General features: G+C 72.1%; 8 protein-coding genes and 1 pseudogene. 6 read left to right on the top strand and 3 right to left on the bottom strand.

All coding sequences use genetic code 11. The features are described 5' to 3' along the window. Positions 1-41: 41 nt before the first annotated feature. The 4 genes from ACIRQH_RS38850 to ACIRQH_RS38835 all read left to right on the top strand — a co-directional run bounded on the left by ACIRQH_RS38850 (position 42) and on the right by ACIRQH_RS38835 (position 6,624). Positions 42-3,275, top strand: coding sequence for an AMP-binding protein (locus ACIRQH_RS38850; RefSeq protein WP_404230100.1), 3,234 nt, complete (start codon positions 42-44; stop codon positions 3,273-3,275). Positions 3,276-3,369: 94 nt separating this feature from the next. Continuing rightward, positions 3,370-4,722: a crotonyl-CoA carboxylase/reductase gene (gene ccrA / locus ACIRQH_RS38845; protein WP_404230097.1), complete on the top strand. Its 1,353-nt coding sequence runs from the start codon at positions 3,370-3,372 to the stop codon at positions 4,720-4,722. A gap of 1 nt (position 4,723) precedes the next feature. Continuing rightward, positions 4,724-5,713: a 3-oxoacyl-ACP synthase III family protein gene (locus ACIRQH_RS38840; RefSeq protein ID WP_404230095.1), complete on the top strand. Its 990-nt coding sequence runs from the start codon at positions 4,724-4,726 to the stop codon at positions 5,711-5,713. Continuing rightward, entirely contained in the window at positions 5,710-6,624 is a 915-nt protein-coding gene (locus ACIRQH_RS38835; protein WP_404230092.1) for a 3-hydroxybutyryl-CoA dehydrogenase, read from the top strand. The genes ACIRQH_RS38840 and ACIRQH_RS38835 overlap by 4 nt, the downstream gene beginning before the upstream one ends. Before the next feature lie 153 nt (positions 6,625-6,777). On the opposite strand, the gene ACIRQH_RS38830 is transcribed toward ACIRQH_RS38835, so the two are convergent. From ACIRQH_RS38830 to ACIRQH_RS38820, 3 genes are all read right to left on the bottom strand, one after another. After that, positions 6,778-7,575, bottom strand: coding sequence for a MerR family transcriptional regulator (locus ACIRQH_RS38830; RefSeq protein ID WP_404230089.1), 798 nt, complete (start codon positions 7,573-7,575; stop codon positions 6,778-6,780). Further along, positions 7,559-8,359, bottom strand: a complete 801-nt coding sequence (locus ACIRQH_RS38825; RefSeq protein ID WP_404230086.1) for an alpha/beta fold hydrolase — start codon at positions 8,357-8,359, stop codon at positions 7,559-7,561. The genes ACIRQH_RS38830 and ACIRQH_RS38825 overlap by 17 nt, the downstream gene beginning before the upstream one ends. 143 nt (positions 8,360-8,502) lie before the next feature. Continuing rightward, positions 8,503-9,261, bottom strand: coding sequence for a thioesterase II family protein (locus tag ACIRQH_RS38820; RefSeq protein WP_404230083.1), 759 nt, complete (start codon positions 9,259-9,261; stop codon positions 8,503-8,505). 638 nt (positions 9,262-9,899) lie between these two features. On the opposite strand from ACIRQH_RS38820, the gene ACIRQH_RS38815 reads away from it, so the two are divergent. Beyond that, complete coding sequence (locus ACIRQH_RS38815; RefSeq protein WP_404230210.1) at positions 9,900-11,474, top strand: acyl-CoA carboxylase subunit beta; 1,575 nt, start codon at positions 9,900-9,902, stop codon at positions 11,472-11,474. A 163-nt stretch (positions 11,475-11,637) separates the two neighbouring features. After that, positions 11,638-11,960 (top strand): annotated as a pseudogene (locus ACIRQH_RS38810) (2-oxoglutarate ferredoxin oxidoreductase subunit alpha); the annotation flags it as partial.

Below are 11,960 nucleotides of genomic sequence, written 5' to 3'. Positions count from 1 at the left end.
AATCCTCCGATTCGGGCCTGTTTGCTGAGGGGTTGATCTGTATGCCTTCGTTCGGCGCGTCGTCTGCGCACCAGGGGCTGTGGCGGGCACAGGAAATGGCTTCCGACACGCCGAACCACGCGCTGACCATGTGGGACGTGGACGGCGACCTGGACGCGGCGGTCATGGAGTCCGCGTTCCTGCACGTGATGGGCGAGGCGGAGGTGCTGCGCGTCACCTTCACCGACACGGCGGGGGACGGGCTGCGCCTGGTGCCCCGCGACCTGGGCGACTGGCGGCCCTTCCTCCTCGACCTCAGCACCGAGCCGGACCCCGAACAGGCGGCCCGCGAGGCGCTCGCCGACCTGGTGCGCGAGCCCTTCGACCTGGAACGCGACCTGCTGTTCCGGCTCGGCGTGGTGAAACTCGCCGCCGACCGCTCCCTCCTGGTGATCGCCTACCACCACCTCATATCGGACGGCTTCGGCGCGGGCGGCCTCCTCTCCCGCCGCCTCGCCGAGGCCTATACGGCCCTCGCCCGGGGGCGGAGCGTCCCGCCGCTCGAACACGAGTGGGACACCGCCTCCTTCACCGCCGAGTCCGACCGCTATCTCGCCTCCCCGCAGTTCACCGAGGACACCGCGTTCTGGCGCGACTACCTCAAGGACACGCCGCCGCCCGCCCGCCTCCCGCGCCCCGTCCTGTCCGACACCACGCGCGCCGCGCTCGCCGAACCGGTCAGCGGCGCCGACCGCTGGTCGCAGGTGGCCGGCGCCATCGGCATGGCCAGCCGCACCCTCACCGTCCCGCGCGCCGAAGCGGCCACCTGGACCGAGACCGCTCAGTCCATGGGCGTCTGGATGTCCACGATGCTGACCGCCGCCGCCGCGGTGTTCGTCCGCCACCGCTGCGACCGATCCGACTTCCTCCTCTCCCTGGCCGTCGGCAACCGCGTCGGCGCCGCCAGCCGCACCCCCGGCCTCGCGGTCAACGTGGTCCCGGTCCGCGCCAAGGTGCCGCTGGGTGCGACCTTCACCGAGATCGCCGACGCGCTCGTCGACGAGACGTACGAGATCTTCGACCACGCCGCCTGCCACTACTCCGACATCCAGCGCGCCGCCGGCACCACCCTGAGCGACCGCGGCAGCTTCGGCGCCGTCCTGAACGTCGTCGAGTTCGTGCAGCAGCTCCACTTCGGCGACAGCCCGGCCCGCTACTTCGGCGCGACGACCGGCACCTTCGACGAACTGTCCATCGGCGTCTACACCGACGGCAGCGCCGACAGCGACCTGTACATCCGCCTGGACGCCCCCGAGAGCCTCTACACCCGCCCGGAACTGCGCTTCATCGGCGAGGAACTCATCGCCCACGTCCGCGCCCTGGTCGCCGCAGGCGACCAGAGCGTCGGATCCCTCGACGTGAGCGGCGCCACCGGACAGGACCAGTTCCTCACCGCGGTACAGGAGCAGGACCGGGAAGTGCGTTCGCCGGCGGGGCAGGAGACGGTCACCGACCTCTTCGCCCGCCAGGCCGGGCGCACCCCCGACGCCGCCGCCCTCAGCGCCGCGGACACGACGCTCACCTACCGCGAACTGGACGCGCGCTCCGGCCTGCTGGCCCGCACCCTGATCGCCCGCACCGTGGCGGCCGAGACGGTCGTGGCGGTCGCCCTGCCCCGCTCGACGGACCTGGCCGTCGCCCTGCTGGCGGTGGCGAAGACCGGCGCCGCCTGGCTGCCCCTGGACCCCGCCCTCCCGGCCGGCGACCTCACCACGCAGGCCGCCCGCTCCTTCGCGCGCGTCCTGCTCACCGACCCGGCGACCGCCGCCATCCTCCCCGCCGTCGCGGACCTGTCCGTGATCGTCCTCGACGACCCCGCCCCGGCCACCGCCGACGACGGCGCGGCGGCGCACCACCCGGTCCCCGCCCGCCCGCAGGGCCTGTTCGCCGTCGCGGACACCCCACTCGACGGCGGGGCCGGCGCACCCGTCGCCCTCACCCACCGCAACCTGGCCCGCTTCGCAGCCGACCCCCTCTGGCGCCAGACCGGCGAGCACACCGTGCTGTGGCACGGCCCGCACACCGTCGAGGCCCTCGCCCTCGAACTGTGGACGCCGCTCCTCAACGGCGCCCGGGTGGTCGTGGCACCCCCCGGGGAACGGGAGGACGACACCCTGGCCCGGATCGGGGGCGCCGACACCATCACCACCCTGTGGCTGCCCGCCGCCCGCCTCACCGCCATCGCCGCCCAGCACCCCGAGCGCCTCGCCCCCCTGCGCGACGTGATCACCGGCGGCGACCGCATACCCGCCGCCGCCCTGCGCCGCATCCGCGAGGCCTGCCCCCACCTGAACATCATCACCGGCCACGGCAGCGCCGAGAGCACCGTCTTCGCAGCCCGCCACCTGGTGAGCGCGGACCAGCCGCTGCCCCCGGCGGGCACCATCGGCCACCCGACCCACGACACCACCCTGCACATACTGGGCCCGGGCCTCGCACCGGTCCCCGCCGGCGTCACCGGAGAGCTGTACGTGGCCGGCCCCGGCGTGACCCGCGGCTACCTCGCCCGCCCCGCCACCACCGCCGCCCACTTCGTGCCCTGCCCCCTCGGCCCGCCCGGCAGCCTCATGTACCGCACCGGGGACCGCGTACGCCGCGACGAAGACGGCCGCATCACCCACATCGGCGGCCCCGCCACGCGGGCCGAACTGCGCGGCACCGGCATCGAACTCGCCGAGATCGAGGAGGCACTGGCCGAACACCCCGCCCTCGCCCAGTCGGCCGTCACCGTCCGCCCCGACACCACCGGCCAGCCCAAACTGCTCGCCTACGTGGTCCCGGCCGACTCCCGGAGCGTCTGCGCCGACGAACTGCGCCGCTTCACCGCCGCCCGGCTGCCCGAACCCCTGGTGCCCTCCCTCTTCACGGTCCTTGACCAACTGCCGCTGACCCCCGGCGGACGCATCGACCGCACCGCCCTGCCCGAACCCGCCACCGACGACGACACCTACAAGGCCCCGCGCAACGACACCGAGAAGATCCTGGCCGCCGCGTTCGCCGACGTCCTCGAACTGGACCGGGTCGGCATCGACGAGGACTTCTTCGACCTCGGCGGCAACTCGCTGCGCGCCATCCGCCTGGTCGGCCTGATCCGCGCCGAACTGAACCAGGAAGTCTCCATCCGCCGCCTGTTCGCGGCCCGCACCGTCACCGGCCTGTCCGACATGTGGCAGGACCTCGCCCGCTCCAGCAGGCCGAGCCTTCGCAGGAGGACCAGCAACGGCGCCGTCCTGTGAGCACGCCCCCCGCCGCGCCGCGGACCCGGCGCGCCCACCCGTCTGCCGTACGGCACACCCGTCCCCGCGACCACGGCAGAGCAGAAAGGCAATCATGGACGCGTTGACCCAGGCCCTGCTGGACGGGGCCGGCCCGGACGAGCTCCAACGACACGAACTGCCCGCCACCTACCAGGCCGCCCACCTCCTGGCCGCCGACACCGCCATGTTCGACGGCGTCGAGGACAAGGACGTCCGCAAATCCCTGCACGTCGGCCACGTCCCGATGCCCGACATCGCCCCGGACGAGGTCGTCGTCGCCGTCATGGCCAGCTCCATCAACTACAACACCGTCTGGTCGGCGACCTTCGAACCCGTCCCCACCTTCGCCTTCCTCAAGCGGCACGCCCGCGAGGGCGCCCACGCCGCCCGCCACGACCTGCCCCACCAGGTCGTCGGCTCCGACGCCGCCGGCATCGTCGTCAAGACCGGCGCCGGCGTACGGCACTGGAAGAGCGGCGACCACGTCGTCACCTCCTGCGTCCAGGTCGACGAACAGGAACCCGCCACCCACGCCGACGCCATGCTCGGCACCCACCAGCGGATCTGGGGATACGAGACCAACTTCGGCGGCCTGGCCCACTACGCGGTCGTCCGCGCAAGCCAACTCCTGCCCAAACCGGCCCACTTGACCTGGGAGGAGTCCGCGGGCGTCCTGCTGACCGCGGCAACCTCCTACCGGATGCTCGTCGGCGACAACGGCGCCCGCATCAAACAGGGCGACATCGTCCTCATCTGGGGCGCCACCGGCGGACTCGGCGCGTTCGCCGTGCAGATGGTCAAGAACGCGGGCGGCATCGCCGTCGGCGTCGTCAGCTCCGAAGCAAAGGCCGCCGTACTGCGCCGCCTGGGCTGCGACATCGTCATCAACCGCACCGACATCGGCATGGGCGACGACGACGCCCTCACCCCCGAGCGGACCATCGAACTGGGCAAACGCCTGGGCCGGGAGATCCGCCGCCAGGCCGGCGAGGACCCGCACGTCGTCTTCGACTACGTCGGCCGCGCCACCTTCGGCATCTCGGTGTTCGTCGTCCGCAAGGGCGGCACCGTCGTCACCTGCGGATCCAGCACCGGATACGACCACCACTTCGACAACCGGTATTTGTGGATGAACCTCAAACGGGTCATCGGCAGCCACGCCGCCAACCTCCAGGAACAGGCCGAATGCAACCGCCTGTTCCGCCTGGGCCACCTCTCCCCGGTCCTGTCCACGGTGTACCCGCTCGCCGAGGTGGGCGAGGCCGCCCGCCTGGTCCAGCTCAACCGCCACACCGGAAAGGTCGGCGTCCTGTGCCTGGCCCCGAAGGAAGGACTCGGCGTCACCGACCCCGCACTGCGCGAGAAGATCGGCGCCGCCCGCCTCAACCCCCTGCGCGCCACCCCCACACCCTTCGAGGGGACCTGACGTGGGCATCGGCATCCTCTCCACCGGCTCCTACCTGCCCAAGCACGAGGTCAACAACGACGAGATCGCCGAACGCGTCGGCGTCAGCGCCCAGTGGATCGAGGCCAAGACCCAGATCCGCTCCCGCCGCTACGCCGCCCCGCACGAGGCGACCTCCGACCTCGCCACCGTCGCGGCCGAACGCGCCCTGGACCAGGCAGCCCTGAACGCCGGTCAGATCGACTACATCATCGTGTCGACCTCCACCGGCGACTTCCCCCAGCCGCCCACCTCCTACCTCGTCCAGCACGCCCTGGGCGCCTGGAACGCGGCCTGCTTCGACGTCAACGTCGTGTGCAGCGGCTTCGTCTACGCCCTCACCCTCGCCCACAGCCTGATCGCCCAACACCCCACAGCCCGCGTCCTGGTGATCGGCGCGGACGTCTACTCCCGCATCCTGGACTTCACCGACCGCAGGACCGCGATCCTCTTCGCCGACGGCGCCGGAGCCGCCATCGTCGGCGCGGTCCCCGAGCCGTACGGCATCATCGCGAGCGACCTGTCCAGCCGCGGCGACGCCCACCACCTCATCCGCGTCGAAGCCGGCGGCAGCCGCAACCCCGCCTCCGCGCAGACCCTCGCCGAGGGCGGCCACTACTTCAAGATGGACGGCCGCGGCGTACGCGACTTCGTCGCCGAACACGTCCCGCCCGCCCTGACCGCCCTCGCCGACAGGGCCGGCGTCGACATCACCGCCGTCGACCACTTCGTCCCGCACCAGGCCAACGGCGTCATGCTCACCGACGTCGTCGAACGCACCGGCCTGAGCGGCGCACAGACCCACCGCACCCTGATCCGCTACGGCAACGTCGGCAGCGCCTCCGTGCCCGTCGCCCTCGACGAGGCGAACCGCAGCGGAGCCCTCACCCCCGGACACCTGGTGCTCCTGGCCGGGTTCGGCGGCGGCATGTCGATCGGAGCATCACTTCTGACCTGGGGGAACCACGTATGACCACCACCACGCACCACACCGACACCAGAACCGGCAGTAGCGGCGGTACCGGCACCGGTATCGACCGGGTCGGTGTCGTCGGCAGCGGCATCATGGGCACCGGCATCGCCGAACTGTGCGCCAAAGCAGGCCTGGACGTCACGGTCGTGGTGTTCTCCGAATCCTCCCTGACCACCGCACCCGGACGCCTCACCGCCTCCCTCGACCGCGGCGTCACCAAAGGCAAACTCACCACCCCTGAACGCGACGCGGCCCTGGCCCGGGTGTCGTTCACCCGCGACCTGGGCCAACTCGCCGACCGCCGACTGGTGATCGAGGCCGTCAAGGAGGACGAGGCCCTCAAACAGGACCTGTTCGCCACCCTCGACAAGATCGTCGAGGACCCCGACGCGATCCTGGCGACCAACACCTCCTCCATCCCCATCGCCCGGCTCGCCGCCGCCACCCGCCGCCCCGCCCAGGTCCTGGGCATGCACTTCTTCAACCCCGTCCCCGTCCTGCCGCTCGTCGAACTCATCGACTCCGTCCTCACCGCCCCCGCGGTCAGCGCCCGCGCCCAGACCTTCGTCCGCGACACCCTCGGCAAGAAACCCATCACCTCCCCGGACCGCGCCGGCTTCCTCGTCAACGCCCTCCTCTTCCCCTACCTGCTCAACGCCGTCCGCCTGCTCGAATCCGGCCTCGCCGACGCCGACACCATCGACCAGGCCATGACCCAGGGCTGCTCCCACCCCATGGGACCGCTGCGCCTGGCCGACCTGATCGGCCTGGACACCACCGTCTCCATCGCCCAGGCCATGTACGAGGAGTACAAGGAACCCCTCCACGCCCCGCCGCCCCTGCTGCTGCGCATGGTCGAGAGCGGCCTGCTGGGAAAGAAGTCCGGCCGCGGCTTCCACACCTATCCCTGACCCGCACCGCCCACCGAGGCCCGCCGCCCGACGGAACGGGCCCTGGCCGCCGCCCCCGGCCAACGGGGCCGAAGAAATGGGGCCGAAGAAATGGGGCCGACCGGAGTGGATCCGCCCGGCCCCCTTCCCGGACGGCACTGACCGCCCGGGCGGTCACTGCTGCGGGACATCGACACCGGCCGCCCGCAGGTTCGCCTCCAGCAGCTCGGTCAGCCGCACCGCCGCCGGCGCCTGATCCTCCCGGTGATGGTTGATGAGCCCGTAGCGGGTGGCGGCGTCCGGTCTGGCCCGGAACGCCGCCGGCATCGACAGCTGTTCACGGTGGGCCAGCACCTTGGCGGCCAGCGCGGACGCCAGCTCATCGAGCCGCGGATCGTCCGGGTCCCACGCCTCGGCGTCCTGGCAGCGCCTGACCAGTGCGACGTACTGCGGATCGGCGAGCTGGTGCTCCAGATGCTGCAGAAAACTTTCGAACACCTCCGGCACCAGAGCCCGCGCCAGCACCAGGGCCTCCTGCTGGATCGCCACGTACGCGGCACCGACACCCAGCTCGGCGAGCCGGTCCAGCACCGCGCAGGCCCGCTCGGGCAGCAGCAGCCGGTCACCGCAGGCAAGCCGGTGCAGCACCGCACGCCGTGCGATCAGCTCCTCGATCCGCTCGGTGAGGCGGCGCTCGACATCCTCCAGCGCCGTCGCGAACCGCTGCGGGTCCCCGTCGAGGAGCTCGGTGATCTCGGCGAGCGGCACACCCGCGCCGGCCAGCGTACGGACCTGGACCAGCCGCAGCATCTGCGCGGACCCGTACCGCCGATACCCCGAACGGTCCCGGCCGGGTTCCTCGACCAGACCGAGCCGGTGGTAGTGGCGCACCGTCTTGACCGTGACGCCGGCGAACGCGGCCGCCTGGCCGATCGTGAGCCCGTACACCATGAGTTCAGCGCGCCCCGCCATCGAGGGCGGCCGCCGTCTCGCGGACCGCCGCGGCCACCGCCCGGAAGTCCTTGCGCAGAATGCGGGAGTGGTTGCTCGCGACCTTCGCGCTCACCCGGATGTCCCGGTTGCGGGCGAGGACCGGGTCCAGCGAGGCCCGCATCTCCTCCATCTCCTTCTCCTCCCCACCCAGGCTCGCGCCGGTGGCGAGGACGAAACGCACCGGGCAGGACAGCCGGTCCAGGACCGGTCCGATGGCGGCGGTGATCTCGTTGGCCTCGATGTTGACGTCGGCGTGCCGGTCGGCACTCATCCGCGCGGCCAGCCCGAAGGGCCGCACCAGCGGCAGCAGCAGCCGCATCCGGCGGAACAGGCCCCGGATCCGCGCCCGGCCCGCCTCGCCCGTCAGACCGTAGGGGACGGCGCCGTCCACGCACACGACACCCAGGGCGCGGCCGGGGTTGCGCTCGGCCCAGTGCACGGCCAGCGAGGCGCCGTAGGACCAGCCGACCAACAGCGGCCGGTCCACCCCGCTCGCGCCGAGGACGGCATCGACGTCGCGCAGGGCCGCCTCGAAGGAGTAGTCCGCCGACCTGCGGGAGCGGCCGCGCGCCCGCCCGTCGAAGGTGATGTGCCGCCAGCCGGCTCCGAGTTCGGCGATGACGGGCCGCCAGGGCCGGCTGCCGGCGTAGGCGCCGTTGAGATAGACGACGGCCCGGCCGGGGCCGCGCGAGTCGGTGACGGCCAGCGCCGTGTCGTCGACGGGGACCATGCCGGACCAGGAAGCCGTGGGGGAAGTGGTCATGGGATCAGCGTTCACCCTGACCCCGGGTCAGGGTCAACCAGCCACATCGAGCCACCGCCCGGCACGACCCGGACACGAGCGCGGGCACGGACACGCGGACGTGTCCGTCCGCGTGTCCGTCCGCGTGTCCGTCCCGGGGCGGGTCAGCGGGCGCCCGTCCCGGCGAGCAGCCCCTCCGTCACGGTCGCGGCGATCCCACCGAGGTGCTCGGCGAGATAGAAGTGACCGCCGGAGAACACCTTCAGCGCGAAGTCGCCCCCGGTGTGCTCCCGCCACGTCACGGCCTCCTCGACACTCACCATCGGGTCGCTGTCCCCGACCAGGACCGTCACCGGCGCCGCGAGCGGCTCACCCTCCCGCCACGTGTAGGTGCCAAGGGCCCGGTAGTCGGCCCGCAGCCCCGGCAGCACCATCTCCATGACCTCGGCATTGTCGAGCATGGCCTGATCGGTACCGCCCAGCCGGCGCACCTCGGCCAGCACGTCGGCGTCGTCGAAGAACTGGTAGTGCTCACTGGTGCGCGGGCCCGGCGCGCCCCGCCCGGACAGGAACAGCCGCTGCGGCGCGGGCAGTTCACGCGCGGCGAGCAGCCGGGCCGTCTCGAACGCGACGAGCGAGCCCATGCTGTGACCGAACAGGGCGTACGGCCGTGAGGGATCCTTCGCCAGCTCCTCGGCCAGGTGCCCGGCCACCGCCTCGACGAGCGCGGCGATCGAGGTGAACGGCGCCTCGCGGTAGCGGTCCTGGCGCCCCGGATACTGCACGGACACCACGTCGAGGTCCGCGGGCAGCGTCCGCGCCAGCGGCAGGTACGCCGTCGCCGAACCCCCGGCGTGCGGAAAGCACACGAGCCGCGGCCCGTTGCCCGGGGCGGTGAAGCGTCGGAACCAGGTGGTGTCCACTGTCGGTGTCTCCTTCGTCTGGAGCCGGCCGGTCGTCCCCGGCCGGGAACGAACCGTCAACTGCCCGGCCCGGCACGGCAGATCGAGCACGTCATATCAGGCACGTCATACGGGAACAGCGGATCGGGTACGCAGATGAGGCACGGCGGACCGGGCAGACGCTGCACACGCTCGGCGCTGCGCATCATCCGCACCCGCGTACCCGCCCCTCCTCGGCAGCCACGCCCGCGGCGGCAGGGCGGCCGTGCGCGTCCGGCCCGCGGTGGACCGGCCCGCCGACGCTCCCGGGGGGTTGGGGCGCCGGCGGGCGGTCCGAGCTCCTCACGTCTCACGCCAGGCCGCATCGGAGCTCACGAGAGCCGAGCATGCCGACCCGTCCTCGACGACCGCTCGCAGCCCGGTGGAGAAACGGCACAGGCCCACCACCACGGTGGAGACGGTCCAAGGCAGACCGTTCATCCTGGCGAGAGCTCTCACCTGCACGACGGAGACAGACACGGGCAGGCCCTCGCACGGTCGGGGCAGCCCGGCACCGCATCGCATCGCCCGGCACTCCAACCGCCCTCGAGCGCCGGGGCGCACGCTGGTCGGCGGTTCACCACGACGGCCGGAGGGGGACACCCATGCCCGCGGAGCCCATGACCGCCCTGGACGACACACCGGGGCAGCGGCGCGGCACGGTCGCCGAACTCGAGGCCCTGCGGCAGACCATGCGCGAGGGACCCGGCACCAAGGCCACCGACGCCCAGCACGCCAAAGGCAAACTCACCGCCCGCGAACGCCTCGCGCTCCTCTTCGACGACGGCCGCTTCACCGAGGTCGAAGGACTGCGCCGGCACCGCGCGAGCGGCTTCGGCCTGGAGGACCGGCGCCCCCACACCGACGGCGTGGTCACCGGCTGGGGCCGCGTGTTCGGACGCACCGTCTTCGCCTACGCCCACGACTTCCGCATCTTCGCCGGCTCCCTCGGCGAGGCCCACGCCGAGAAGATCCACAAGATCATGGACATGGCCGCCACCGCGGGCGCCCCGATCGTGGGCCTGTGCGACGGCGCCGGAGCCCGCATCCAGGAAGGCGTGACCGCGCTGGCCGGATACGGCGGCATCTTCCAGCGCAACGTCCGCAACTCCGGCGTCATCCCGCAGATCAGCGTCATGATGGGCCCCTGCGCGGGCGGCGCCGCCTACTCCCCGGCCCTGACCGACTTCGTGTTCATGGTGCGCGGCACCGCCCAGATGTTCATCACCGGCCCCGACGTCGTCAAGAGTGTCACCGGCGAACAGGTCAGCCACGAGGAACTGGGCGGCGCCGACGCCCACGCCACCCTCTCCGGCGTCGCCTCCTTCACCTACGACGACGAGGACGACTGCCTCACCGACGTCCGCTACCTGCTCTCCATGCTGCCCGCCAACAACCGCGAACTCCCGCCGCCCGAACCCTGCACCGACGACCCGGGCCGGCGCACCCCCGCCCTGCGCGACCTGGTGCCCGCCGACACCACCCGCGCCTACGACATGCGCCACGTCATCGCCGAAGTCGTCGACGACGGCGACTACTTCGAGGTCCACGAACGGTGGGCCCCCAACGTGCTGTGCGCGCTGGCCCGCCTGGACGGCCACGTGGTCGGCATCGTCGCCAACCAGCCCGCCCACCTCGCCGGCGCCCTCGACATCGAGGGCAGCGAGAAGGCGGCCCGCTTCGTTCAGATGTGCGACTCCTTCAACATCCCCCTCGTCACCCTCGTCGACGTCCCCGGCTTTTTGCCCGGCGTCGGCCAGGAACACCACGGCATCATCCGACACGGCGCGAAACTCCTCTACGCCTACTGCAACGCCACCGTCCCCCGCATCCAGCTCGTCCTGCGCAAGGCCTACGGCGGCGCCTACATCGTCATGGACTCCCGCTCCATCGGCTCCGACCTCTCCCTGGCCTGGCCCGGCAACGAGATCGCCGTCATGGGAGCGGAGGCCGCGGCCGGCGTCATCTTCCGCCGCGACATCGCGGCCGCCGACGACCCCGAGGCCGCCCGCACCCAGCACATCAAGGAATACCGGGACCAGCTCATGCACCCCTACTACGCCGCCGAACGCGGCCTCGTCGACGACGTCATCGACCCCGCAGACACCCGCATCCGGCTGATCGACGCCCTCGCCGTCCTGCGCACCAAACACGTCTCCCAGCCCTCCCGCAAACACGGCAACCAGCCCCAGTGACCCCACCGGTCCGCCACACGCTGCCCCATCGGACAGCCCCGGCCCGAGCGCCCCTCCACCGGCACTGCCTAGCCTCGACGCAGACGTACGACCTGCACCGCATCCCGTGTCCGCCGACGTGCCCGCACCCGCCGGACCAGCACCGACAGGAGCCGACACACGTATGTCCGTGCACACCACCGCCCCCGCCACGACAGGGGTGTACGACAAGGAAGTCCGGCGCCTGGACCGGGTCGTCATCCGCTTCGCCGGCGACTCGGGCGACGGGATGCAGCTCACCGGTGACCGTTTCACCGCGGAGACGGCCTCGTTCGGCAACGACCTCTCGACGCTGCCGAACTTTCCGGCCGAGATCCGCGCGCCCGCAGGAACCCTGCCGGGCGTTTCTTCTTTTCAACTGCACTTTGCCGATCACGACATCCTCACGCCGGGTGACGCGCCGAATGTTCTGGTGGCGATGAATCCGGCGGCGTTGAAGGCGAACAT

Origin of the sequence: Streptomyces sp. NPDC102279, assembly GCF_044766365.1 — a bacterium.
GTDB lineage: Bacteria > Actinomycetota > Actinomycetes > Streptomycetales > Streptomycetaceae > Streptomyces.
The sequence above is the reverse complement of the archived record's forward strand: the minus strand, read 5'-3'. Positions and strand labels throughout refer to the sequence as shown.